Consider the following 24,445-nt stretch of genomic DNA (forward strand, 5'->3'; position numbering starts at 1 on the left):
GACGCCTTCACCCTGTCTCGTTCGGTACGTCTCGTTCAGGGGCGCGATGTCCTCTGATTGCTGTTCCTGGTATCGGCGGTACCACTCTCGATCGACGAATCCGAGGGATACTTCAGGTGTGGACGATTTGGCGAACTTCTTGAGAATTCGGCGGTCCCGTGTCGATCCGGCCTCTGTCGGAATTCCCGTCGACCGGTATCGCCGCGTCGACGGGCTGCGGCGCGAGGAAGTCGCTCACCTGTCGGGCGTCAGCATCGACTACTACGTTCGTCTCGAACAGGGCCGTGCCACCCAGCCGTCCGAGCAAATTCTGGATGCGCTGGCGCGGGTGTTCGCTTTGGACGACACCGAACGGGCGCACCTGGATCGGCTCGCCCGCCGACGTCGTCGACCTGCGAAGACCCCGAAGGGGCGCGTGCGACCGGACCTTCTGCGCGTCCTCGATCTGGTCGAGGGAGCGCCTGCGTTCATCATGGATCACCGCATGAATGTGCTTGCGGCCAACCGACTTGCACGTGTGCTGTACGGCCAACCCGTCCCCGGGTTGAACACTGCACGACACATCTTTCTCGAAGAGACCGAGCGGGGGCTGTACGACGACTGGAACACCTGCACCATGGACGTCGTCGGTCATCTTCGGCTTGCTGCGGGACAATATCCGGACGATCCCCAGTTGGCGTCGCTGATCGGGGAATTGTCCATGGGCAGTGACCGATTCCGTCGACTGTGGGCACGCGCTGATGTGTGCGCTCGAACCCACGGGCGCAAGGCCTACCGTCACCCGCTGGTGGGTTTGTTGGAGCTTCATCAGGAGAACTTCGCTCTGCCGGGTGAGCCGGGAATGGAGATGATCGTCCTGAGCGCCGCGGCCGGCAGTGCCAGCGAGGACGGCTTGCGGCTGCTTGCAGCCCTCGCGCTCGATACGGCGTCGGACAGTGAATCTGCTACTGCGAGAGACGATCACCCGAGCTCGCAGGGGTGACGCCGGTGATCAGGTCGATCATTCCGAACGGGGAGCGTTCCCCGAGACAGAGGTCGAGCGTGTCGTGTGACTGGATGGCCACCGCTTCACTTCGGGTGAACAGGGACTTCTCGTAGACGGACAGGGCTTCGTCGATGTTGTCGCGGTGATCGGCAATGGCGATAGCGAGTTCGGCACCGTCGAACATCGAGAGATTCGCGCCGTCTCCGGAGGGAGGCATCAGGTGTGCGGCATCGCCCACGAGGGTTACTCCCGGCGTGCGATCCCAGCGGTGGCCGTTGGGGAGCGTGAAGATCTTGCGGGGAACCAGCGCGGTTTCGCCGTCGGTGATCAGCGCTGTCAATTCCGGTGCCCAACCGTCGAATTCGGCTGCGATCGCGGCTTTGGCGGAGTCGGTGTCGGTGTCGGTGAAGTCGATCGCGTCGATCCAGTCGGCGCTGCGATTGAGCTGAACGTACGTGTGCAGGATGTCGCCTGCCTCGCGGTGCACGGAGATTCCCTTACCCGGGGTGAGGGCGAACATCGCACCGCCGCCGACTGCGCGAGCCGTCGCGGGGTGACGTGCGTCGACGTCGTGCAGGTAGGTCTCGACGAAGACGGTGCCCACGTAGTCGGGTTGGGAAGCCGAGAGCAGGGAGCGGACTCGTGACCACGCGCCGTCGGCTCCGACGAGCAGATCGCTGACCGTGGTGGTTCCGTTCGCGAACTCGAGTGTGTGTTGCCCATTGCCCAGTGGGCGGACGGCGGTGAGCTTGTGCCCCCACTGAACGGTGTCGGCCGGCAGTGAGTCGAGCAGAATGCGTCGCAGGTCGCCGCGCAGCACTTCCGGTCGACCGCCGGTGCCGTCGTCGGCTTCGTCGAGTAGAGCTTCGCCGTTCGGACGCAGGACGCGAGTTGCTTCGCCTCCCTCGTGAATGATGGCGCGGAACTGTTCTGTGAGTCCGGCCGCGGCGAGGGCGACCTGCCCGTCGTCCTCGTGGATGTCGAGCTGCCCGCCTTGGGTGCGCACGTCAGCCGTGGCGTCGGCCTCGTAGACCGTGGCGGTGATTCCGTGCACGTGCAGGACTCGTGCCAGCACCAGGCCGCCGAGTCCTGCACCGATGATCGAGATGGATGTCTTCATGAATGTCCCCGCTCTTTGTTGGAACGTTGTTCCAAGTAAGAATGGAACACTGTTCCAACGCTGTCAAGTAGGCGGAAGCCCTCGGTCGCCTTTCGCGTTTGACCTGTCCCCTGGGGGCCGGGTTTACGGTACGGAGATGGACGACCTGCTGAGTGTTGGAGATGTCACCCGCGAGACCGGTGCCTCGTCGAAGGCGTTGCGTGGCTACGAGGCATTGAATCTCGTTGTCCCCGAACGGGCGACCAACGGTTACCGCATGTACGACCGCCACCAGGTTCGAGTCGTCGCGCAGATCCATCGGCTGAATGCACTCGGAATTCCGCTCGCGGAGATGCACCCGTTCATCGACTGCCTGAACGCCGGAAGTCTGCACGCGGACACCTGCCCCGCCTCGCTGTCGGGGTATCGCCGGGCGATCCAGCGGGTCGAACAGGCCATCGACGACCTCGACCGACAACGCGTCGCGCTGGTCGCCAACCTCGCCGAGGCAAGCGCACGGATGGCCGACGAGTGGGCCACCGCCGATGCGCATAATCCCAATCTCGCCCCGCTGCCGGCCGACCTCGACGTCCCACACGACGACGGAGCGACCGATCATCTGCACGGGGTGGCAATTCCGACGACCCGGTTGCCGTCCACCGACGGTGGCCACGTCGACCTCTCCGCCCTCGGAACGGGCCGTGTCCTGGTCTATGTATTTCCGATGACCGGTGCACCAGGGCATGACATGCCCGACGGTTGGGACGCCATCCCCGGTGCCCGCGGATGCAGCCCGCACAACTGCGACATGCGTAACCACTATGCAGAGCTGGTGCAGGCCGGGATCAGCGCGGTCTATGGACTCTCGAGCCAGCCAGTCGAATATCAATCGGAACTGGTTGGGGCACTAAGACTTCCCTATCCACTGCTCACCGACAGCGAATTGATTCTGCACGACGTGATCGGACTACCGACGTTCAGCACAGAGGATCTCACGGTCTACCGACGACTTGCTCTCGTCATAACCGGGGGAATCATCGAGCATGTGTTCTACCCTGTGTTCCCACCGGACCGCCACGCGCAGACCGTCCTCGACTGGCTCGATCAACACCCCCGGCACGTGACGGCACCGACGCGGATTGCATCGCGCACTGTCGACGGCGACGGGCAGTGATCTGCATTTCCGATATCGCGCTGTTCGCCGGAGTGTTCGCGGCATCAGCTGCCACCCCCGGCCCCGAAGTTGTTGCGGTGATGGCTCGATCCCTCGACTCCGGGTTCCGGGGCGTTCCTGGACTGGCCGCCGGCATCGTCGTCGGAAAGTTGGCTCTCCTCGGCATGGCCATGGCAGGACTCGCCGCGGCGACGGCGGCCTACGAGCCGATCCTTCGCGTCCTCACCTGGGCCGGCGCTGGGTACCTCTGTTACCTCGCCGCGAAGAAGTGGAGGACAGCCGGAGCGCCGGCGCTATCAGTGCCCACACGCGACACGCCCCGCCGAGCTCACAGTGTCGGCCTCGGCGTCGTGCTCACCATGTCCAATCCCGTAGCCATCGGCTTCTACGTTGCGCTACTTCCCAGCGTCATCGACCTCACACAAGTGCACCTCGACGACTATCTGTTGCTCGGACTCACCCTCACCACGGTCATGGCGGTGATCATCGGGCTCTACGGTCTCGCTGGATTGCGCCTTCGGCGCTTCTTCGACCGCGGCGGTCAACGCATAGTGGACCGAACCACCGCCGGAGTATTTCTCCTGTGCGCTGTCTTCATCGTCTTGCGCTAGTTCGGTCGATACCGGCCAGGATGATGTCGACACCGGCCTGAAACTGTTCTCTGTCATCATGTTCGGCGAATTGTGACGCGATTCGGGTCAGGAACGGATAGTCGCCGGTATCCGTCACCGCCGAGCGTGTGGAGTCGAGAAATGTCGCGCGGTCCGTCACCGTGGCGGCCAATTGCCTCCCGGCATCGCGCTGACTCGCGGCCCCGAGGGCGTGGTACATGAGCACGGACGCGGCGTCGAACTGCGCATTCTCCGGCACTCCGCGTACGTCCAGTTCGGTTCCGATGCGGTCGAACAGATGCATGACGGCGGGCTGCCACGGCGCACCGGCGAGTTGCGTCGCCACCCATGGCCGCGTGGTGATCATGTCGAACACCCTCATCATCACGCCGCGAACGCCGTGCTCTGTCGGCTCGTTCTCGGGCGAGGATTCCAGGACCGACGCCATGACGGTTTCGGCCGCTGCCGTGAGCAGATCTTCCCTGTTGCCGACGTGGTGATAGAGCGCCCCAGCACCGGTGGACAGGTGTGCGGCGAGCGTGCGAAACGTCAGAGCGTCGGTGCCACCCTCGTCGAGCATCTCGATCGCTGCCTGCACGATGCGCCCTTTGGACAGGGCATCGGAACGGCGCGCGGGTGTCGGCTTCTTCTCTGGCATGCGCAAATCCTGTCACAACTGGAACGTCGTTCCATGCCTGAATGCGGGCTATTGTCGTCATTTTTATGCTGTTCGGATGGCTATCGATTTCCGAGTCCGCTTCGACGTGGATGATGTCCAGCTTTCGCAGCTCCATCACGATGCGTTCGGGGGGAACTACGAGTTGGTGCCGTGGCGATCTCGGTTGCAGCGACACAGCAAATCCCGGGTTGGTGCCTTCCACGGCAGTGTGCTGTGCGGATTCATGAACGCTGACCACTGCCGGCGGAAGGCGCCGCAGGCAATGCCCGGACGATCGCCTTGGCCGAACTCCTGCATCGAACCGTAAACCTGACTATCCATTCCAAATCGACCAGAACAGAATAGATCTCATCCACGACAGGTGATCGCTACCGAAGTAGTCGACGCACGAGCAGAACAGAACCGCCGGCGACGACAACCACCACTGCGACCACACCGAGAAGAATCGGCCCCGCCCCGTCGTCACCCGTGCTGCCGTCGTCGACCATGTGCCCTGCCGTCGCCAATGGTGTCGCACTACCGGTAGGCGCGGTCGTGGAACTCGCCGACGTCGGCGTCCATTGATCGGCGAACGCTGTACTCAGCTCGTCGAGAGCAGCCGACGGGCTACACGCATTGTCCGCGTAAGGAGCCAAACGAGTGAGATCGCCGCCGCCGGAATCTTGACGCGACTCGGTCGGAGCGAGGAAGTACCGTTTGCCGATCTCGAAGGTGCGTGCATTCGAATTATCCTGAGGTGCAGCAACCTTCACGCTCTCGCCAGCTTCTACGCCCTTGATGCCAGTGTCGATGGTGAAGGTGTACACGGCCACCGGAAGTCCACCCGACGGAGGGCGTGGGGTCGTCTCCACAGCAGTCGGAGTCGCTATCGCGGCTATCGCAGCTCGATCGTGGGCGAAAGTAAACCGTTCGGTTTCCGATCCGAATCCCGCACAGTCCGCGGAGGCCGTGGGTGCGACCAGGACACCGAGCGACACTGTCATCAGCGCAGTCAACACCGCCCGGCGAACCGTTCGGTGGGTCGGGAAACGCCGCATGGGTTACTCCTTCATGAGGATCGACCGTCACGCTTTCTCACCGACGGAAACCTGACGGTTCGTTCCAGGATGGCCAGTAAACCCTGGTGCAATCCTTGGCACAAGTAAACGAGCAACACATTTTCTAAAAGTCGAATCCCCGGGCTTCCTGCCAAGGACGATGCTCGACGCGACCGCGACACCCCACGGCCGCAATCAATGCGGCGTGACGCGAGACCGCACGCGTCCAAGCGCTATCCGGTCGCGATCAACGAATACAGGTGGTGATCGCGTCGCTCACCACGGACAACCTTGAACGATCGGAGAGTGCCCTCACGAACCATCCCGACCTTCTCCAGCACCCGCGCCGACGCCATGTTGTCGACATCGCACGTCGCCGCTATCCGCACTAGCCCGAGTCGATCACGCCCGACACCGATGAGTGCCCTGGCTGCCTCGGTCGCATAGCCATGCCCCCATGCCGCAGCCGATAGCGAATAACCTAGCTCGCCAACCTTGTTCGTCGAATCTGTCACCCACACCGCCGCACTGCCGACGACCTCGCCACGGACGATAATCGCAAGCTGGTAGTCATCCACCGAGGGCGTCAACCGCTCCACCAAGAACCGGTGCGTGTCAGCAGGACTATTCGGCCCCCACGTCATGAACTCACATACGCGCGGGTCGGAAGCAAAAGCGTGGACAGCATCGAAGTCCTCAGGCAGGAACCAGCCCAAGCTCAGTCGTTCGCTTTCCGCGACGATGTGTCGCTCTCCCCCCGCACTCATATCCGCCTTCATACCAGATCATGGCGTATCCCTATGCGTAGCTTCGCAGACCAATGAGGATGCGCACCTCAAATTTGCGCCATTGTTCCTCAAGCGCAGGGTACTTCACGACCGCCGACCGACCGACTCCGCCAACGGCTCAATCATGTTCCGAACGCGTCGGTTTCGCAGCCCGAGTCAAGGATTGGTCTACGAAGTCGATCATCCAGTCGAAGCTCTCGTCGAGGTCGGTGCCGAGTTGAAAGCTGTGTTCCGCTTGGAGAGTGGCAAATCCGTGCAGCAGGCTCCGCAGCATCCGGAGAGCATGCGTCTGTTGCGCCGGATCGATGCGGTAGCCGTGCAACATCGCAGCCCAGGATTCCATGACGCGGTTGGCGGCAGCCATGAGTGGGTCGTCGGGTCCGGTGATCTGGGCGGCGTTACCCGCGGCGTATCGACCGGGATGGGAGACGACGTATTCGCGCATTGCACGCGTTCCGGCGACGAGGGCTTCGCGTCCGGACCGCCCTGCGATGGCGTCGCGAATGGTGTCACCCAATTCGTTAATGGCAAGCACGCCCACACGATGCACCAGGTCGGCCAGGTTGTCGACGTGCTTGTAGAGGGAGGGGGTCTTGACGCCGAGTCGTTCGGCCACCAATCCCATCGACATCTGCGCAATTCCGATCTCGTCGGCGAGGTCGGCTCCCGCTTCGGTGACCGATGCGGGCGCGAGACCGGCCCTAGGCATGGTGCAGCGCTTTGGCGAGGAACGGAAGTGCAACGGCGAGAAACTCATTGGGGGCCTGGGCATGTGGGTAGTGACCGACTCCGTCGAGGACGGCTACTTCGCCGATGCCGGTGGGCAGGTCTGCGACGATGCGGTCGCCTTCGGCGCGTGGGTCCGCGAAGTCCGGATCGGCATCGCCTTCGACGACGAGTACGGGGCACTGGACGTTGGTCAGTTGTGCACCGGCATCGGTGGGGGCCGACTTGCACATGGCCTGAAGGGCTTTCGTGCGGCCGGGCTCGTGGAGGACAGTGACGATGCGGGCCAGCTCGTCGTCCCAGTCGGCAGGCTTGGTGGGGTACGCGAGATCGAGGTACTTCTGCCAGGCGTTGACGCTGCCGCTCAGCAGGGTTCGACCCAGCAGTGTGGTCGCGCGGCGGTACCGCTTGTTCGTCAGCAGTGCGCCCATGGAGTAGGTGACTGCGCGAGTGAACGGTGCGAGCTCGATCAGGCCCACGATCAGTTCGGGAGCGGTGGCGGCAGCGATGGTCGCTGCTCCTCCGCTGATCGAGTGTCCGATGATCACTGCGGGGCCGCCGAGGTGACGAACGAGGGCGACGAGGTCTCCGGCGATGTCGGTCCGGCTGTAGCCGTCCCACCCGATACTGGATTCCCCGCAACCGCGAATGTCGAGATTCGCTACCCGGTATCCGGCCTCTACCAGCGCCGGAGCCAAGAATCGGTAGGCGTGCCGACTGTCGCCGATGCCGTGGGCGAGGACGACGAGGGGGCCTTCTCCGATCAGGTCGTATGCGAGGGTGTTGTCGCCGATGGCGAGTACTTCGGTCATGGTGGGCTCCGACGTCGATGTAGCTAACTAGTGTAGCTAAAAGCTAATCCGATTAGCCAAAGGTGTCAACCCCTCATGCGAGCCGACGCGAGGCCAGCATGTTCGTTCAGCTGCCCGAGCCTGGGGGTCGGTTCATGCGGGCAATGAAGATCGACGACACGAGAGCGCCGACGAACATGCCTCCGCCGATCCCGATGCTGAGGTTGTCGATCAGAACGCCGACGATGACACCGGCCAACATGCCCGCGACTACTCCGTACAGCACGTAAGAGCCGGCATTCGGCTTCTGTGGGTTGTCGGCCATACGAGTATCCGTTCGTCGATTGGGCGCAATTGATCTCAGGCACAGCCTAATTGCTGACCGAGACGTGTGGAGTGCTCAGTGCAGCGATCCCGCAGAATTCACCCGGTGCGGGTCAGTGCGGCCAGGACCTCCGCAGGGATTGTTCGATAAGACCCAAATCCCGCTGCGCGCTGGCAGCCGTCGAGCTCGAAGGATACGAAGGAGCGGCCCGAGCCGTCGGGTCTGCGCAGTTCGGTCGATGCAATACGGGTACTGCTCTGATTGCACGCCGGCGCGAGGGGCGCGTCCGCCACCGACCTGACGAGCCGAGCGCTGTCCGCTCGGCTCATTGTCGTCAGGGACCCGACCGCGTCGACTAACGGTTCCGCAGCGGGGACCGTGCACAACTGCAGCCGGTCCACGTCGTCTATCGGCATTACCAAGGAGGGAACCAGCGGATCATCGCGTTCCTCGGCGGCAGCTACCTCCTCGGGGGTGGTATTCGCGAATCCATCTGCGTAAGAACTGGATTGGCAGGTTGTGGTGTATCGGTCGTCGTAGCCGGTCGAGTGCGACGTTCTGGATACCTCGGTGAGATCGGCCAGTGCTTCGATCGGTCCGTTCTGTGGACCACACGGGCTCGCAGGCCATGCGGGACGGAATGCCTTGCCGGCATCGTCGACGAACCACAGACCTACGGGTGGGGTCATCTCGTACGCGCACGACGCCATGACGCCGGGAGGGAAGCGCTCGGAATCCACTGAGAACGCAGCGTCGACAGCATCGATGTTGCCTTCGAGTCGTACCGAGTCCACCGTCTGTATCCCGGACTCGTCGACGCCTCTCTCGCATCGCACTACTGCAACCGGCTCGAACGTTCTGGGTGGGTACCCCGGATCCGGAGCATTTGCCGTCAGTGCTGGATCCCACGGCCCAGAGCCGGTCAATGCTGTGTAGATGTTCTCGGCCAGACAATCAGGGGCTGAGACGACCTTCGCTGTCGGGGGCCGATAGGAGACGCTGTCGGCGAACGGGTTCAGCTGGGTACATGCCCATGCGGCTGCGACCGCGACGCCCATCAGAAATAGGGACGATCCGACGCGACGCTTGCCCAAAGGGTAGTGGCAGACGACCTCGTCACCGGTCGCCTCGCATGTATCTCGCTGACGGGGTGAGCAGTGCTTCAGTGACGCGATGGTGCGCTCATTGTCTACACTTCGATCAGGGGCCACCGCGCCCAGAGACAGGGTTGACGCGAGCACCGCCTCGCCGCCCGAACTCTGTGCAAGGAGATCGATCATGAGCGCAACCACCGTGGGCTTCGGCCGCATCGCACCCACAATTCCCGTCACCGATATACAGCACTCGATCGAGTTCTATCGCGACGTGCTCGGCATGACCGTGACCTTCACCAACGGCAGCCCGCCCGGATTCGTCATCATGCGGCGAGATGCCGCCGAACTGCACCTGACCTTGGTGAGCGGACACCGAGCTGGAACCTACAACGTTGCGCACCTGATGGTCGAAGATGCAGTGGGCCTCTACGAGCACCTGGTCGAACACCAGGTGCGCATCGTCAAACGTCTGCGCGACGCCGACTACGGACTTCGCGGCTTCGTCTTCTGCGACCCGGACGGAAATCGAATCGACGTCGGGCAGCCCCTCCCATAGAGGCAACCGCTTTTTCCGAATTGTGCGTGCGTCAGTGCCGACCGGCTCAGTAGTGGGTGCCCATGACCCTCCGCACTTCGTCCAGGGTCTGCTCGGCTATCTCATTCGCACGCTCGTTCCCCCGACGCACTACCGACCGGACATAACCGGGATCGAGGGCAAGCTCTGCGCGACGACGACGATGCCCGGCAAGGAATGAGTTGACCGCCTCTGTCACAAGGGTTTTCAGTGCGCCCGACCCTGCTGAGCCCACATCGGCGGCGATCGATTCCGGACTTCTGCCAGTGCAGAGTGCTGCGATAGTGAGCAGCGCCGACACTCCCGGTCGCGTGTCCGGATCATAGGAGATGTGTCGCTCCGAGTCCGTAGCAGTTCTACGTACGACCCGAGCTGTCTCGTCCGGTGTCATCGACAGCGTGATCGCGTTACCGAAACTCTTGGACATCTTGCGTCCGTCGAGTCCCGGAACGTCAGGACTCGAGGTCAGGAGTGCTTGTGGTTCGGTGAATACCGCGGCGTAGCGGTCCTTGAATCGCCGCGCGATGACCCGTGCCATCTCGATGTGCGGGAGTTGGTCCTTACCGACGGGAACCACATTGGCCTTGCAGAACAAGATGTCCGCCGCCTGATGTACCGGATACGTCAACAACAGGCCGCTCAGGGCACGACCACTGGCTGCGAGTTCGGCTTTCACGGTCGGGTTTCGGTGGAGTTCGGCCTCTGTCACCAAGCTGAGGAAGGGCAGTATCAGTTGATTGAGGGCAGGTACCGCCGAGTGCGTGAAGATGGTCGATCTGTCGGGATCGATGCCGGCCGCCATGTTGTCCAAGGCTGCGTCGTACACGTGCTGTCGCACGTGCCCGATTGCGTCGCGGTCGGTGATCACCTGGTAGTCCGCCAGGACGATCATCGTCTCGACGCCCAGGTCTTGCAGTCGCACGCGCTCTCGGATCGTCCCGAACAGGTGACCGATATGCAATGGCCCGGTGGGCCTTTCCCCGGTCAGCGTGCGGTACCTGCCCGGATCAGCGGCAATATCGGTGGCGAGTACATTGCTGCGCTCGACGCTGCAAATGTAGGTGTCGGTGCTCATCGAAGACCTCTCTGTACGAACGGGCGGGCTGTTTTACCCGCGTCGTGTTCGTTCGAGAGACCGGCGGGCTGAAGTACAGCCCGCAGGACATGGTCGACCGGGCTGCTAGCGCAGCCACCACCAAGCCTGATGAATGTCGATCATTCCGGCAGGGTAGCAAGGTCGACCGACGCTGTGCCGTGAGCTGCTACCTCCGTGGGCGATGCAGGCCTCCGGGCGGCCGGAACGGTTCCACTTCGGGCGACCTGGGTGGAACCCTCGGTCCCGCTATTCAGACGTCGACCATTCGACGGACACCTCACGGATCGAACATCGACGAGCCGGCCGAATCGGAATCGACGGCCCTGTTCCGGTGCGCCGTTCGACCGACAACCCTTGACTTCGATTCGACGATTCGGAGCTAATGAACGGGCGGGAACCTCCCGAGTGGGAGTTCCGAGAGTCGTCGGCAACGTAGCGGACACGTCGAGGCAATCCCGCAAAAATATGTAACGACCTGCGTCTATCTGCCGATCTCCATCAGGACAAAGCATGAAGGACCAGCTAGTCTGCTCCGTGGGGTGGCACGCAGTCGTGTCGATCGCGCAGGGCGCGATACAGCGGATGCATAGGGGAATCAGTTGGCGATCAGCGGCTCGGGCGCGCTGGGATCGGTCGTGTCTCGACGCGACGCTCGGCGGTTGCGCAAGGTGACCTCGCGTCGTGAGTGGGAGTCGCACTACATCGATGGACTGCGCATCACAGACACGCTCGTGGTGCTCCTCGCCGTGACGGTTGCGCAGATCATCCGTTTCGGTGAGATCGACTTTCGCAATCCATGGTCGATTGCCGGCTACATCGGCGTATCGGGTGCCCTCGCTTTAGTGTGGCCGACGTTCCTCGCCATCTTCCGCACTCGTTCCCCTCGGGTCATCGGCAATGGCTCGGAAGAGTACCGACGCATCATTTCGGCCACGTTCCGGCTTTTCGGCACCGTGGCAATTCTGTCTCTGCTGTTTCGCTTCGACATCGCGCGTCTGTATCTCGCCATCGCATTTCCCGTAGGCCTGATCGGTTTGCTGCTGAGTCGATGGGGATGGCGCAAGGTGGTCGCTCGCAAGCGTGCGCGCGGTGAGTATCAGACGGCGGTGCTCATCGTCGGAAGTAAGAGTTCGGCGTTGTCGATGGCGCGGTCGTTCGAGCGTTCTCCCGGAGCCGGGTACAGCGTGGTCGGCATCTGCCTGCCCAACTACGAGCCCAGCAGCGCCGCGTCCTTCACCATCGACGGCATCGACATTCCGGTGCTGGGGGACGAGCACAGTGTCGTCGAGGCAATCGAAGTCTCCGGCGCAGACACCGTCGCAGTGACGGCAACCGAGCACATCGGCCATCACGGGCTCCGAAAGATGGTGTGGGACCTCGAGAAGAAGAAGGTCGATCTCGTCGTTTCTCCCGGCGTCATGGATGTCGCCGGCCCGCGCCTGGTGATGCGGCCGGTATCGGACTTCCCGCTCATCCACGTCGAGAAGCCGCAGTACAACGGGGCCAAAAAATTCGGGAAGACGGCCTTCGACCTCGTCTTCGCCGCGTCGGTGTTGCTGTTGATCTCGCCGATTCTGCTCACCCTCGCCGTGATCATCAAGTTCACCAGCAAGGGCTCGATTTTCTACAGGTCCGAGCGAATGGGTATGGACGGCAAGCCGTTCCAGATGATCAAGTTCCGCAGCATGGTTCAGGATGCAGACAAGCGGGTGCAGGATCTCGCTGCCCTCAACGAGGGTGCGGGCGTGCTGTTCAAGATGCGCGACGACCCCCGCGTCACATCCGTCGGCAAGGTGATGCGCAAATACAGCCTCGACGAGCTTCCGCAGTTCGTCAACGTCCTCACGCGCGAGATGAGTGTGGTGGGTCCGCGCCCGCCACTGCGCAGTGAAGTCGAAACCTACGACGGCGAAGTGCGACGACGATTGCTCGTCAAGCCGGGCATCACCGGGCTGTGGCAGGTGAGTGGTCGATCTGATCTGTCGTGGGAAGAGAGCGTGCGTCTGGATCTCTCGTACGTCGAGAACTGGTCCATGACAGGCGATTTGCTCATCATCGCGAAGACAGCTGTCGCGGTCGCCAAGAGTAAAGGCGCGTACTGACGGCGCTGGATGGATTGGCCCCACTGTTGTTCCGTTATGTTCGTGTCTCTCTGACAGTCGCTCAGTTTGGTTACCGGGCTCCCGGGTAACTCCTCAACGCTCATTTGTCATTCAGCCGGCATTGTCCGGGAGTTGTCTTTGGGCGCTCACAATGTCGACCCGATACTGCGGAACCGTCAGGGTTGCGTTCGAGACCGAGGAGATTGCCGACGTATGCGCATCACAGTGTTCGGAACCGGGTACCTGGGCGCTACCCACGCAGCGTGTATGGCAGAGCTGGGACACGACGTCCTGGGAGTCGACGTCGACGAGTCCAAACTCCGCAAGCTGGAATCCGGTGAGGTGCCATTCTGGGAGCCCGGGTTGACAGAGGTTCTGCAGCGCAACATCGCTGCCGGCCGTCTTCGCTTCACGTCGTCTTACGCAGAAGCTGCCGAATTCGCCGAGGTGCATTTCTTGGGTGTGGGAACTCCTCAGCGACGGGGCGAGTACGCCGCCGACATGAAGTACGTCGACTCAGTTATCGAGACGCTCGCACCGTTGCTGACCAAGCCGGCCGTGATTTTCGGTAAGTCCACAGTTCCCGTCGGCACCGCCGAGCGGCTCGGCAGCATGGCCCGCGAACTAGCCCCGGCCGGCGATGGCGTCGAGGTTGCCTGGAACCCCGAGTTCTTGCGCGAGGGCTATGCCGTCACAGACACTCTGCGCCCGGACCGTCTGGTTCTGGGTGTCGATCGTCAGCGGCCAGGCAGGGCGGAGGAGCTGGCCCGCGAGGTTTACGCGCAGCTGCTCGACGAGCAGATCCCTTTCCTGGTGACCGACTTGGCCACGGCCGAGCTGGTCAAAGCCTCGGCCAATGCGTTCCTGGCCACCAAGATTTCGTTCATCAATGCCATTGCCGAGGTGTGTGAGGCGGCCGGAGCAGACGTGACCGTCCTCGCCGACGCCATCGGCCACGACGAGCGCATTGGCCGTAAGTTCCTCAACGCCGGCATCGGCTTCGGTGGTGGCTGCCTGCCCAAGGACATCCGGGCGTTCATGGCCAGGGCCGGCGAGCTCGGTGCCGACCAAGCGCTGACGTTCCTCCGTGAGGTCGACAACATCAACATGCGACGACGCACCCGCATGGTCGAGTTGGCACGTGAGGCGTGCGGCTCGCTACTCGGTGCCCGGGTGGCTGTGCTCGGCGCGGCCTTCAAGCCCGACTCCGACGACGTTCGTGATTCACCGGCTCTGAACGTGGCAGGTCAGATCCAGCTGCAGGGGGCAACGGTCAACGTGTACGACCCGAAGGCCATGGAGAACTCCCGGGCGCTGTTCCCCACGCTGACCTACAACAACACCGCTCTCGAGGCCTGCGAGGGTGCAGACGTGGTGCTGGTGCTGACGGAGTGGAAAGAGTTCAAGGCTCTCGTTCCCGGCGACCTGGACGGCGTGGTGCGCAGCAAGAAGTTGATCGATGGCCGCAACTGCTTGGACCCGGAGCAGTGGCGGGCGGCGGGGTGGAACTACCGAGGCTTAGGTCGTCCCTGAGCTCGACCAGGCAATTCGATCGCACAATTCATTCGATGGAATGAATTGTCGGCCAGTTGCGCTCGTAGGTATCTGTAAATTGCATTAACGCACACCGACTACGAGACGAACGTATTGCTTTGCACTCATCGACTAGTGTTGATGTTTGTTAGAAGCGGTCTTGGCCTCAATTGGCGGGTAAATCACCCGATAAACAGCGCTGAACACTGTGAGTGGTCACTAAAGTGCGTCGATCGTGCTCGTGTGTAACGTTTTTGGACCTCGCGGCGGTTACACCTTGGAAGTCCCAGCCACCTGTTTCGCCTCGTCAGCGTATGTGTGGTAAACCGAACGGACGCTGTTATTCATCTGTGATCTGCGCCGCTCGCGTGGTGCTTCGCATAGCAGCGTGGGACTATTCCAAATCGATACCAGTCGCATTCCGGATTGGTTCGGATGTCAGACCAGCGTCCACCGGAGGTGGACGCAGACGCGCAGAAGGAGGGGAGCAGGTGGCATCTGTCGAGGCGGCACCACGCTCACTCTGGGGATCCTCGCGGTCCGGGGAGTTGAAGACTCGCAAGCTGACATCGCGGCATGTGTGGGAACGCCAGTACATCGCCCGTCTTCGAGTGACCGACGTGCTGGCTGTGGTCCTGTCCGTTGCTCTGGCTCAGATCGTTCGCTTCGGAGGGGTAGAAACCACCGGACTGACGAACTCGGCGATCTACACCGGTGTCTCCGTCGCGGTGGCTAGTGTGTGGATCGCGTTTCTCGCCATCTTCCGAACCCGGTCGACGCGGGTGATCGGCAACGGTGCCGAGGAGTACCGCCGCATCGTGTCGGCCACCTTCCGGCTCTTCGGTGTCATCGCCATCGTCTCCCTGCTTTTCCGTGTCGACTTTGCACGGCTGTACCTGGCCATCGCGCTTCCCGTGGGATTGGTGGCGTTACTAGTCAGTCGCTGGCTGTGGCGCAAGGTGGTCACTCGACTCCGCAGCGAAGACAAGTACAAGACATCGGTTCTGATCGTCGGAAGCCGCGCAGCTGCGGTGTCGATGGCAGAGTCCTTCGAGCGCTCGCCGTCCTCGGGCTACGCGGTGGTGGGAATGTGCATGCCCGGTTACGAGGTGCCGAGTGACGGAATCGTTCACGTCGAAGGTGCCGACATACCGGTACTCGGTAGTGAGCGAGACGTCCTCGCTGCAATCGACGAATGTGGTGCCGACACGGTTGCAGTCACCGCCACCGAACACCTAGGACACAAGGGCATTCGCAAGATGATCTGGGATCTGGAGAAGAAGGATGTCGACCTCGTGGTCGCGCCCGGCGTCGTCGACGTGGCCGGCCCACGCTTGGTGATGCGGCCCGTCGCAGGGTTCCCCCTGATTCACGTCGAGAAGCCCCAGTACAACGGCGCGACCCGATTCAGTAAAACCGCGTTCGATCTGACATTCGCCGCGCTCGTTCTCTTGATGATTTCGCCGGTACTGCTGGCAGTCGCGATCGCTGTGAAGATGACGAGCCGCGGACCAGTGTTCTACAAGTCGGAGCGGATGGGTATCGACGGCAAGCCGTTCTCGATGATCAAGTTCCGCAGCATGACCGTGGATGCGGACCAGCAGGTTGCGCATCTTCTCGACCGGAACGAGGGTGCCGGCGGAGTGTTGTTCAAGATGCGCGACGATCCACGGGTGACGCCGGTGGGCAAGTTCCTGCGTCGTTTCAGTCTTGACGAGCTACCCCAGTTCATCAACGTTCTCAAGCGTGAGATGAGTGTCGTGGGCCCGAGGCCTCCCCTGCGGCGTGAGGTAGAGACCTACAACGGCGAGGTTCGTCGACGCCTTCTGGTCAAGCCTGGTGTCACCGGGCTGTGGCAGGTCAGCGGGAGGTCCGACCTGTCGTGGGAAGAGACCGTCCGACTAGATCTCTCTTACGTGGAAAATTGGTCCATGGTGGGGGATTTGCTAATAATTGCCAAGACAGTACGAGCAGTTGGCGCGAGCGATGGAGCCTACTAATTGCCGCAACTTTGGCATCAATGTTGTCTTCTAGCGAAGAGGAATCGTGAAGCAAACCACTGTCGTCCACGTCACTGAGGCACTTGGGGGAGGCGTCCGTTCGGCACTGGTGAACTACACGTCTGCGCTGCCTGAATACAAGCACATTGTGGTGGCGAGAGAACGCAGCGGACAGAGCACCTACGAGTGGCCGGACAATGTAAAGATCAAACTTGTAAATTCCGGGCTACTTGGGTTCTTGAAAGCTGCGCTTATTGCGATCAATGAGGAGATGCCTGATGTTGTACATCTCCACTCCAGTCACGCTGGAGTACTCAGGCTAATTCTCAAGCGTGGATGCGCTATCGTCTATTCTCCGCATTGCTTTGCAACCGAACGCGAGGACATAAGCTCTCCTGTCCGATTGGGAATCTCGCTTATCGAGAAGATGCTCTCAGCCCGACTACAGGTACTGGCGGCGGTAAGCCCGAACGAAGCAATTCTTGCCTACCGTCTCAATAATAAGGCAAATGTGGTGCTTGTTCCGAACCCTCCACCTATTCAGGTCTCATCAGTAACACGTAAATTCAAGGTCGCAAGGGTCGTGATGGTTGGACGGGTTTGCCCCCAAAAAGGTCCCGATATTTTCGCGGACGCAGCACGACTGGCCAAGCAAAAAGGATACCCTGAGAAGTTCCTATGGATCGGAGATGGAGATAGCAGAGCGGTGAACGAGCTGCGGGCCAGCGGAGTCAATGTAACTGGCTGGCTCGACCCAGCAGATGCGTTGCAACTACTGGCAGATTCCGAACTTTATGTACATACAGCGCGATGGGAAGGGGCACCAATTTCAACCATTGAGGCAGCAGGCCTGGGCGTTCCGGTCATCTCGCGCCGCATATCCAGCATGGTTAGCCTTCGGTACGAAACTTTTGGAACAACGGCGGACCAGCTAGTCGCCTCGGTCCGTCGATATTTTGATGAAGAGACATTCCGTGAATCAGTCAAAATGAAGACTCAAGATGTCGTCCGGGTAAACAGTGCCTCCGCTATGACGTACGCACTCAAAGATGCGTACCAACGCGCTACCCGTCGATCAGCCAGCAAGACAAATGCAAAAAGCCCAAGATCCATCGGGAGCGGAAGCTTATGATCAATGCTGTAGTCTGTGCTACACCGAAAGGTGGGCACATCGAACACGCAATGAATCTGGCAGAAGCCCTGTCCCGGACAGAGGGCATGCCAGTTGTAATTCTAACTTCAAATGGCGCTAAGAAGTACTTTGACTATAACCTGCCCAAGAATGTTGTACTGCAGGAAATATTTGGTCGAACTGAGACCAGCAGCGCGGATTCGACCTGGCTCAGAATCTACAGGCTGGTGATGCACAATCTTCGGCTATACATCTGGGTGCGGAGCAAAAATTTGCATCTTCTCGTATTAGAAGAACCACGATTTCCGATCGTAAGAATATTACAAGCAAACCGCAAGGTGCTCGTTGTTCACAACGCTAAACTCCACACGACTGGCCGAGCGGCGCTTTCCTACCAGGTGAAGTCGAGACTACAAAGCTTGCTGTTGTCCACCTGCAATCAGATTCTGACCCATGGCCAGAGCCAAGCTGAAGCGATCAGACGTGAAAGCGCGGTGCCTGTTCACCACGTTGCGCTACCAAGTGTGGGGTGGGTAGAGGAGAGACTCGAGAGCCCCGACAATCGCGAGCCACATGTTGGGGAGGGCGATTACCTGCTGTGCGTCGGCGAGATTCGATGGAACAAAGGGTTCGACATCGCAGCGCGCGCTGCGATACGTGCAAACGTTAGACTTGTAGTTGCAGGTTCTGTCGTTGACCAAGAGTCTGCAGCTGTTATAGAAAATTTGGTTGCAGACAATCCGCGATTACTGGACTACAGGCCAGCATTTGTTGAGAAGCAGCAATTTGATCAGCTGATTCGTGGTTGCCGGGCAATTGTGATCCCATACAGGGATTTCCAGGCGCAGAGCGGCATAGTGGAGCAGGCTCGTCGTTACAACAAGCGAATCGTTTGCAGCGATCTGCCAGCTCTTCGAGAGCAGTGTGGACCTCATTGGCCCATCTGGGTCATTCCGGGCGATGAAGCAGACTTGGCGCATGCGTTGTCAAATGTATGGATAAGTGAAGGCACCGAACGAGTCGACAGCGTCGGACGCACCCAATGGGAAGAGGTGGCTTATGCAGTTTCAGGTTCTGTCTTCGCGGAAATTATCGTCCCGTGAACTTTTAGCTGCTTCAGTCGTTCTAACTGCATTTTTACCGTACTTTGCGATACCGGTCGGCGCTAACAGCCACATTCCGGTGTGCGTACTGCTGTCCGTCTTATGGATTGTAACTTCGGGAGTTCGACTCCCACCTATGATTCTTGCGACATTCCTACTCGCTCCAATAGTTTCGGTGTATTTCGGCACTTTACTTCTAATTCCGCAAGCGCCTTCGGCCATTCAAGGTTCGATCCTATTCGCTGCCTGGGCTTTTCCAGTCTATGCAGTATATGACATCTTAAGGTGTGGTCACTGGAGTTCTGTTGTGGTCGCCTTAAAAATCGGCTTGTTGTCTAGCGCGGCTTTTGCGATATGGCAGTCAGTTCAGATTTCATCAGGGGAAATACCGTTTCAAGGAATATATGAGCTCAGTGGGTATCCGCCGGCGCAAGGCGTCGGACAGCAGGGCGTTTATTCCACTCAACGTCCGTATGGGTGGTTCCCTGAGCCTTCATTCCTGGCCGGTTCTCTCTGTTTAGGCATTGCCGCTTTACTCGGCATTGAGAAGGCCGGGTCCGACCACATTGGGAAAATGACATGGTCTATCGTTGCACTGGCATCAATTGCCTCAATCCAGACGCGTTCCGGTGTGTTGATCGCATGCATCTGTCCCCTGGTGGTCCTGTTTCTCAGTAGAAGGCGTATGGGCAGTCGAGCAACCGTCGTGTATATATTTCTCGGTGCCGCCGTCTACACTGCGACACAGATATACACGAGTCGCACGGCTGAGAGTCAATGGTCATGGGGCGATCGGTGGGCCTCTACCTACGGCGCTCTTCGATTTGCATTTTCGGACTGGCGGACGACCATGGTCGGCTTGGGTCGAGACTCTTCAGCGTATTTGTTCTCTCAAGGCCTAATACCAGTCGCGGACTTGGACCCCACCTTCGCGCCACGCGGAATATACAGTGTTCTCGTGCGATACGTCGTTGAAGGCGGCCTAATCTTAGGCCTTATTCCATTAGTCGCGGTTTTCGTATTCTGTTACCGATCAATGCGGTCGAGGTTAAGTAGCCTCCAAGCTACTGCTGCCCTACTGGTTGCTGCGCTAGTCCCCACCCTAGCAATTTCGTACGACACCGCTAGCTTGGTATGGGTGTGTCTGGGGGTCTTTATCTCCATAAGGTACATCCCTTACCGGGACATATTGCAGACCAATGCAGTACAGGTCAAGACTGCGACCGTGAGAGGGGTCCAACGGTGAGGATTCTGCATGTAATCAACGACACCGGTCTCGGCGGTGCCCAGACACTCATAGAGAGTTTAGCGACGGATGCACCACGGATCGACATGGATGTCCACTGTTTAGTTCTCTCCGCTCCCGGGGTTTTGTCAGAACGCCTGGAAGAGGTATGCCAATCGGTGTCTTACTTGGATATTTCGCGGGAAAGCTGGCGCGTTGACCGCGCCGTGGTTGCAGTTCATAAAGCTATCGGTCGTATCTCACCGGATTTAGTTCAATCGCACCTTCTGCAGTCGGATCTGATATCAGCTATTGCGTTATGGTTTCGTCCGCGTATGCCGTTAGTCTGGACAATACATTCATCAGGTTACGGTTCTGGTGATCGGTGGCGCACCAGAACTCTCGCAAAAATAATCCGGATCATCGCTGTCCGGCCGCAACGAGTTGTCGCGTGCACAGACTCAGCGGCGCAATTTGCCATATCGCAAGGTATTACGCCAAGTAAAATTGTCACTATCAGGAACGGTACTGTTCTTCCGCAATGGAACGCCCCCGGTAGTCGAACAGATGCAATGCGCTTAGTCCACGTCGGCCGAATGCACGCAATGAAAGACCACAATACGTTGCTGACTTGTTTTGCGTTGTTGACGGACAGCATTCCGGGAATTAGTTTGACGTGCGTAGGGGCGAACGGCGACGAATTAGCGGTGCTCTCCTCAGGTGCGTCGAAACCTGAGGCGAACAGGATCCATGCACTTGGATCTGTGAAAGACCCGATTCCCATAATCAGGTCATCTGATTTCCTGATTATTTCCAGTTCATACGGTGAGGCGCTACCAATGTCTGGGATTGAAGCGCTCGCGTTAGGTGTGCCGGTACTGACTACATCGGTAGGATCGTGTCCCGAATTGGTAGTGGAACCATGGCAAATGTGTCCGCCAAATGATCCCATCGCGTTGGCCAATGTCGCTTTGACCGCTAGTAAATTGTCGAATGCACAGTATCGTGAGCTCAGTCAAAACAGCCGGAAGTTGGCTGAGAAAAAGTTCGATATTGAGCAAACTAGCAGCTCCTACTTATCGTTATACGAGGAGGTTGTTTCATGACCGACAATTTCTGGGTCGTTGGGTTGGTTGACTACAATTCGAGCGCTGACACCGACCGCTGTGTAACTTCGCTGCTTTCTATTGATATGGCGTCCGCAAAGTTGCAAATTCTGGTTGTTGACAATTCCGGAAGTTATGCGAGCGACAATCCATCTGTTAAAGTTCTTAGTCCTGGTAAAAACCTAGGATATGCTGGAGCGGTTAATATCTTAATGCATGCCGCACGGTTACTAGACGTCGACTACCTTTGGATTCTGAACAATGATTGTGAAGTTCGAGCCGACTGCCTTGTTCGTTACATGGACGCGATCAGTGTTAACTCGCACGATTTGTACACCTCTGTGTCAACATACGGAGATCGTAGAACTGTGTGGTACGCGGGGGGATTTGTTGATCGACGGTCCGGTCGAACTGCACACGTGGGCTACGGGTCCGATCGCTCATATCATTCATCCGGCGCTACACAAGCGACATCGTGGGCTTCCGGCGCAAACATCGTCGTCCCCAAGTCTACGTTAATTCATGCCTCGGACTGGCGGCAGGACTTCTTTCTGTACTTAGAAGAGTTAGAGTGGCAGATGTCCAGTAGGTACTCAGTTGGGTTAGTCCAGCACGATTTGGTGGTTCACCACGCCGGTTCGTCAACTGTGGCGGTCTCCAGTGATCTGGAGTTTGCTTTCAGTGCCCGAAACAGATTGAAGATCGTACGATCGCTACCTGATTTCTCTTTCGTCCTCTGGATCGGATGTTGGATCGTCGACTTTATCCTGAAGCCATTGTCAAAAAGGCAGTGGCGCCGTGTGTTAATTGGCGCGATTAGCCCTCTCACGGTGTTTGTATCTGGGGAAAAGCTGGTTCAGGTCTGCAGAACCTTGAGCGCGGATTGAATAGAGCAATGGATGCGAACGAGTCTATGTAAGGAGGCCTTTTGAATACACTGATCTTATGGGGCAGCCAATCGTCCGCAAATCTTGGCGTACGGGTGTTGGGCAGCGGTGCGGCGGAGGTGGCTAGGTTGTTTGGTGCTTCAGATTGCGAGCAGTACAACTTCGGCGACCGCGGCCCTGGATTCGAATTTGGTCGCAAACAATTGTTTTGCGAGTTGCTACGACCTGGGCCAATCTCGCAATGGTTGAGGCAGTTCGACTTGGTGTTGGATACGGGTTCGGGTGACAGTTTCGCGGACATCTACGGGCTTCAGCGCCTTGAACATATAGCGCTATTGCGGAAGCTCGCAATACGCGTTGGTGTGACGACGGTATTGACCCCTCAGACCATCGGCCCATTTAACAGCATCCGTGGAAAAATCATTTCAAAATGGAGTTTGAGGGGTGTTGCGGCGGTTATGTCGAGAGATGAAGTAAGTGCGGCGACCTCCAAAGTGCTGGCACCGAACGTTCCGAGTGTTTCTAGTACCGATCTAGTGTTCGCGTTGCCCTCAGTTCGGAAGCCGGTTCGTAAGGACGGCATTTTGCTCAACGTATCCGGGCTTCTGTGGAACGAGAATCCGCATGTTAGCCATGTCGGATACCGCGAACTAACCGCCGGTTTAATACGCGAGTGCGAACGCCGTGAGTTGAAGGTTTCCCTGTTGGCTCACGTCCACTCAGAAGCGGATAGCCCAGACAACGACATGGTTGCTATAAATCATTTAGTTGCTAATGGTTTTAGTGGAACGGTTCACGTGCCTAACAGTCTGGCGGAGGTGCGAGATATAATTTCGTCCTCTCAAGTTGTAGTCGGCGCACGTATGCATGCCTGTCTTAATGCTTTGTCGCTAGGGATTCCGAGCCTTGCCCTAGCATATTCAAGAAAATTTGAACCATTGTTGAGCGACATCGGATGGCATCATGTCATCGACCTTCGTGTATCAAATAGCGTGGATGAGGTGTTTGGCGAATTGCTAGTGACAATGGACTCGGGTGTTGCCGCCCAGCGGGTGGAGAATGACGCTCGTTTAAAGCTTACCCAGTCCGTCGAGTCCTTAATAGGATCAGTCTTGACGGGTCGGTCATGAGAGATTTGTGGCGCATGATCGAAGAGGTCATCGACAACGGCAATTGTTCCGGTTGCGGGTTCTGTGCATCGCTCGATTCGTCGATCTCCATGCAACTCGATCGGGAGGGCTTCCTCCGTCCGTTCATGCCGGAAGGTGCCACAGCATCGGTCACCACGGCAAGCAGCGCCGACCTTTTTTCACGGTCGTGTCCGGGCCTATTAGTATCGAAGCCCCAGAGTACTTCGAACCAATACGACCTCCCAGGTGGGTTAGGTTCGGCCCTTAGCGTCTGGAGTGCAGAGGCAACCGATGATGTAGTGCGTTTCGTCGGCAGCAGTGGTGGTGCGTTGTCTGCCTTGCAGATGTTCCTGCTTGACACCCACCGTATGGCGGCAACATATGGTGTGGCTGCCGATGACGCCGACCCAGAGAGGACCGTGCCGCACTCGGCGTCGACGAGTGGTGATGTGATGAAATCTGCCGGCTCTCGTTACGCGCCATCCTCAAGTCTGGTCGGCGCGAATCTCCTAGCCTCTGATTCGGTAGTCGTTGGAAAGCCCTGCGAGATTAGCGCGCTTAGGCAATCAAATGGAGGTGGAGTTGGAACTCCTTTACGCATCTCTTTCTTCTGCGCGGGTGTACCGTCTCAAGAGGCTACGAGCCGTCTCGTTCGTTCATTTGTGGATCCTGCCGTGCGGATCGATCAGTTGCGCTATCGAGGTCATGGTTGGCCCGGGAAGTTCTTCGTAGCTGCCGCCGATGGAACTGAAGGGTCCATGTCTTATTCGGAATCGTGGGGCAGACATTTGAATCAGACGCTTCAGTGGAGGTGCAAAATCTGTCCGGATGGTGTCGGTGACAGCGCGGATATCTCCGGTGCGGACTATTGGGATGCAGATGAAAATGGCTGGCCAATTCTGGACGATCGTCCGGGCCGAACGCTGTTGATCGCTAAGACTGAACGGGGCTTGGAGACTGTTCTGGGCGCTGAGTCGGCCGGCTACATAAGGTTAGCGAAGGTTGACTTGGCCGATTTTGCTTCAGTTCAACGCTACCAGGTTGACCGCAGACGATCTGTGGCCGGCAGGGTGCTGGGAGGCGTTGTCGGCGGTGCGACTATGCCTAAGTATGTTGGGTACGGAATGGTTGGAAAATTTGCAAGAAATGTCCGACAGAATCTCCGTGCGGCAGTCGGTACTTTTCGTCGGGTGCGCAATTCAACTTGAGCGTATGCGTAATATTCTCGGGCATAGTCTACCTTTCAAT

The 24,445-nt window shown here is 59.1% G+C and carries 22 protein-coding genes; 13 read left to right on the forward strand and 9 right to left on the reverse strand.

Annotated elements, in window-relative coordinates:
• Positions 1-118 precede the first annotated feature (118 nt).
• On the forward strand, positions 119-982 hold the full coding sequence (locus tag AB0P23_RS10300) for a helix-turn-helix transcriptional regulator (RefSeq protein ID WP_363797471.1): 864 nt from the start codon (positions 119-121) through the stop codon (positions 980-982).
• Here AB0P23_RS10300 and AB0P23_RS10305 read toward each other — a convergent pair.
• Positions 945-2,105 carry an NAD(P)/FAD-dependent oxidoreductase gene (locus AB0P23_RS10305; protein ID WP_363797472.1) on the reverse strand — a complete coding sequence of 387 codons (1,161 nt, stop codon included), beginning with the start codon at positions 2,103-2,105 and terminating at the stop codon, positions 945-947. The genes AB0P23_RS10300 and AB0P23_RS10305 overlap by 38 nt on opposite strands.
• 136 nt (positions 2,106-2,241) lie before the next feature.
• Here AB0P23_RS10305 and AB0P23_RS10310 point away from each other — a divergent pair, with 136 nt between their 5' ends.
• Positions 2,242-3,258 (forward strand): MerR family transcriptional regulator, encoded by a 1,017-nt coding sequence (locus tag AB0P23_RS10310; RefSeq protein ID WP_283348680.1) that lies wholly within the window; start codon positions 2,242-2,244, stop codon positions 3,256-3,258.
• Positions 3,255-3,869: a LysE family translocator gene (locus tag AB0P23_RS10315; protein ID WP_363797474.1), complete on the forward strand. Its 615-nt coding sequence runs from the start codon at positions 3,255-3,257 to the stop codon at positions 3,867-3,869. Before AB0P23_RS10310 ends, AB0P23_RS10315 begins: the two co-directional genes overlap by 4 nt.
• Here the strand turns inward: AB0P23_RS10315 and AB0P23_RS10320 are convergent.
• The 7 genes from AB0P23_RS10320 to AB0P23_RS10350 form a co-directional block, all read right to left on the reverse strand.
• Positions 3,853-4,527, reverse strand: coding sequence for a helix-turn-helix domain-containing protein (locus tag AB0P23_RS10320; RefSeq protein ID WP_363797476.1), 675 nt, complete (start codon positions 4,525-4,527; stop codon positions 3,853-3,855). The two genes, AB0P23_RS10315 and AB0P23_RS10320, sit on opposite strands and share 17 nt — an antisense overlap.
• Positions 4,528-4,916: 389 nt before the next feature.
• Positions 4,917-5,585, reverse strand: coding sequence for a hypothetical protein (locus AB0P23_RS10325; protein WP_363797477.1), 669 nt, complete (start codon positions 5,583-5,585; stop codon positions 4,917-4,919).
• Between the two features lie 233 nt (positions 5,586-5,818).
• Positions 5,819-6,364 carry a GNAT family N-acetyltransferase gene (locus tag AB0P23_RS10330; protein ID WP_363797479.1) on the reverse strand — a complete coding sequence of 182 codons (546 nt, stop codon included), beginning with the start codon at positions 6,362-6,364 and terminating at the stop codon, positions 5,819-5,821.
• Between the two features lie 127 nt (positions 6,365-6,491).
• A complete protein-coding gene (locus AB0P23_RS10335) occupies positions 6,492-7,082 on the reverse strand; it encodes a TetR/AcrR family transcriptional regulator (protein ID WP_032400408.1) in 591 nt (196 codons plus the stop codon).
• On the reverse strand, positions 7,075-7,911 hold the full coding sequence (locus tag AB0P23_RS10340; protein WP_363797480.1) for an alpha/beta hydrolase: 837 nt from the start codon (positions 7,909-7,911) through the stop codon (positions 7,075-7,077). The genes AB0P23_RS10335 and AB0P23_RS10340 overlap by 8 nt, the downstream gene beginning before the upstream one ends.
• Positions 7,912-8,017: 106 nt before the next feature.
• Positions 8,018-8,215, reverse strand: a complete 198-nt coding sequence (locus AB0P23_RS10345) for a hypothetical protein (protein WP_032400406.1) — start codon at positions 8,213-8,215, stop codon at positions 8,018-8,020.
• A gap of 98 nt (positions 8,216-8,313) precedes the next feature.
• Entirely contained in the window at positions 8,314-9,495 is a 1,182-nt protein-coding gene (locus tag AB0P23_RS10350) for a hypothetical protein (RefSeq protein WP_363797481.1), read from the reverse strand.
• Between AB0P23_RS10350 and AB0P23_RS10355 the strand changes: the two genes are divergently transcribed.
• Positions 9,494-9,865, forward strand: a complete 372-nt coding sequence (locus AB0P23_RS10355) for a glyoxalase superfamily protein (protein WP_363797483.1) — start codon at positions 9,494-9,496, stop codon at positions 9,863-9,865. The genes AB0P23_RS10350 and AB0P23_RS10355 overlap by 2 nt on opposite strands.
• 46 nt (positions 9,866-9,911) lie before the next feature.
• Here the strand turns inward: AB0P23_RS10355 and trpS are convergent, their stop codons facing one another.
• The gene (gene trpS, locus AB0P23_RS10360) at positions 9,912-10,958 is read right to left on the reverse strand and encodes a tryptophan--tRNA ligase (protein ID WP_363797484.1); all 1,047 of its coding nucleotides are present in this window, start codon (positions 10,956-10,958) and stop codon (positions 9,912-9,914) included.
• A 656-nt stretch (positions 10,959-11,614) separates the two neighbouring features.
• On the opposite strand from trpS, the gene AB0P23_RS10365 reads away from it, so the two are divergent.
• The 9 genes from AB0P23_RS10365 to AB0P23_RS10405 all read left to right on the forward strand — a co-directional run bounded on the left by AB0P23_RS10365 (position 11,615) and on the right by AB0P23_RS10405 (position 24,405).
• Positions 11,615-13,081: a sugar transferase gene (locus AB0P23_RS10365; RefSeq protein ID WP_363797486.1), complete on the forward strand. Its 1,467-nt coding sequence runs from the start codon at positions 11,615-11,617 to the stop codon at positions 13,079-13,081.
• A gap of 213 nt (positions 13,082-13,294) precedes the next feature.
• Positions 13,295-14,614 carry a UDP-glucose/GDP-mannose dehydrogenase family protein gene (locus AB0P23_RS10370; RefSeq protein ID WP_363797488.1) on the forward strand — a complete coding sequence of 440 codons (1,320 nt, stop codon included), beginning with the start codon at positions 13,295-13,297 and terminating at the stop codon, positions 14,612-14,614.
• A 548-nt stretch (positions 14,615-15,162) separates the two neighbouring features.
• Positions 15,163-16,614, forward strand: coding sequence for a sugar transferase (locus AB0P23_RS10375; RefSeq protein WP_363797579.1), 1,452 nt, complete (start codon positions 15,163-15,165; stop codon positions 16,612-16,614).
• Positions 16,615-16,660: 46 nt separating this feature from the next.
• Entirely contained in the window at positions 16,661-17,746 is a 1,086-nt protein-coding gene (locus AB0P23_RS10380; RefSeq protein ID WP_363797490.1) for a glycosyltransferase, read from the forward strand.
• Positions 17,747-17,796: 50 nt separating this feature from the next.
• Positions 17,797-18,849 (forward strand): hypothetical protein, encoded by a 1,053-nt coding sequence (locus AB0P23_RS10385; RefSeq protein ID WP_363797492.1) that lies wholly within the window; start codon positions 17,797-17,799, stop codon positions 18,847-18,849.
• A 1,242-nt stretch (positions 18,850-20,091) separates the two neighbouring features.
• Entirely contained in the window at positions 20,092-21,180 is a 1,089-nt protein-coding gene (locus AB0P23_RS10390) for a glycosyltransferase (protein ID WP_363797494.1), read from the forward strand.
• Positions 21,177-22,067 (forward strand): glycosyltransferase, encoded by an 891-nt coding sequence (locus AB0P23_RS10395; protein WP_363797496.1) that lies wholly within the window; start codon positions 21,177-21,179, stop codon positions 22,065-22,067. Before AB0P23_RS10390 ends, AB0P23_RS10395 begins: the two co-directional genes overlap by 4 nt.
• Positions 22,068-22,108: 41 nt before the next feature.
• Positions 22,109-23,197, forward strand: a complete 1,089-nt coding sequence (locus AB0P23_RS10400) for a polysaccharide pyruvyl transferase family protein (RefSeq protein WP_363797498.1) — start codon at positions 22,109-22,111, stop codon at positions 23,195-23,197.
• Positions 23,198-23,211: 14 nt separating this feature from the next.
• The gene (locus tag AB0P23_RS10405) at positions 23,212-24,405 is read left to right on the forward strand and encodes a Coenzyme F420 hydrogenase/dehydrogenase, beta subunit C-terminal domain (RefSeq protein WP_363797500.1); all 1,194 of its coding nucleotides are present in this window, start codon (positions 23,212-23,214) and stop codon (positions 24,403-24,405) included.
• Positions 24,406-24,445: the final 40 nt, after the last annotated feature.

This window comes from Rhodococcus sp. NPDC077669 (genome assembly GCF_040686915.1).
In the GTDB taxonomy this organism is placed as follows: domain Bacteria; phylum Actinomycetota; class Actinomycetes; order Mycobacteriales; family Mycobacteriaceae; genus Rhodococcoides; species Rhodococcoides fascians.

Bases quoted from the DNA above. Each gene is read 5' to 3' on its own strand.
- AB0P23_RS10305 (WP_363797472.1), bottom strand. From the start codon at position 2,105: ATGAAGACATCCATCTCGATCATCGGTGCAGGACTCGGCGGCCTGGTG.
- AB0P23_RS10310 (WP_283348680.1), top strand. From the start codon at position 2,242: ATGGACGACCTGCTGAGTGTTGGAGATGTCACCCGCGAGACCGGTGCC.
- AB0P23_RS10320 (WP_363797476.1), bottom strand. From the start codon at position 4,527: ATGCCAGAGAAGAAGCCGACACCCGCGCGCCGTTCCGATGCCCTGTCC.
- AB0P23_RS10325 (WP_363797477.1), bottom strand. From the start codon at position 5,585: ATGCGGCGTTTCCCGACCCACCGAACGGTTCGCCGGGCGGTGTTGACT.
- AB0P23_RS10330 (WP_363797479.1), bottom strand. From the start codon at position 6,364: ATGAAGGCGGATATGAGTGCGGGGGGAGAGCGACACATCGTCGCGGAA.
- AB0P23_RS10335 (WP_032400408.1), bottom strand. From the start codon at position 7,082: ATGCCTAGGGCCGGTCTCGCGCCCGCATCGGTCACCGAAGCGGGAGCC.
- AB0P23_RS10340 (WP_363797480.1), bottom strand. From the start codon at position 7,911: ATGACCGAAGTACTCGCCATCGGCGACAACACCCTCGCATACGACCTG.
- AB0P23_RS10345 (WP_032400406.1), bottom strand. From the start codon at position 8,215: ATGGCCGACAACCCACAGAAGCCGAATGCCGGCTCTTACGTGCTGTAC.
- AB0P23_RS10355 (WP_363797483.1), top strand. From the start codon at position 9,494: ATGAGCGCAACCACCGTGGGCTTCGGCCGCATCGCACCCACAATTCCC.
- AB0P23_RS10350 (WP_363797481.1), bottom strand. From the start codon at position 9,495: ATGATCGATCTCCTTGCACAGAGTTCGGGCGGCGAGGCGGTGCTCGCG.
- trpS (WP_363797484.1), bottom strand. From the start codon at position 10,958: ATGAGCACCGACACCTACATTTGCAGCGTCGAGCGCAGCAATGTACTC.
- AB0P23_RS10370 (WP_363797488.1), top strand. From the start codon at position 13,295: ATGCGCATCACAGTGTTCGGAACCGGGTACCTGGGCGCTACCCACGCA.
- AB0P23_RS10385 (WP_363797492.1), top strand. From the start codon at position 17,797: ATGAATCTGGCAGAAGCCCTGTCCCGGACAGAGGGCATGCCAGTTGTA.
- AB0P23_RS10395 (WP_363797496.1), top strand. From the start codon at position 21,177: ATGACCGACAATTTCTGGGTCGTTGGGTTGGTTGACTACAATTCGAGC.
- AB0P23_RS10405 (WP_363797500.1), top strand. From the start codon at position 23,212: ATGATCGAAGAGGTCATCGACAACGGCAATTGTTCCGGTTGCGGGTTC.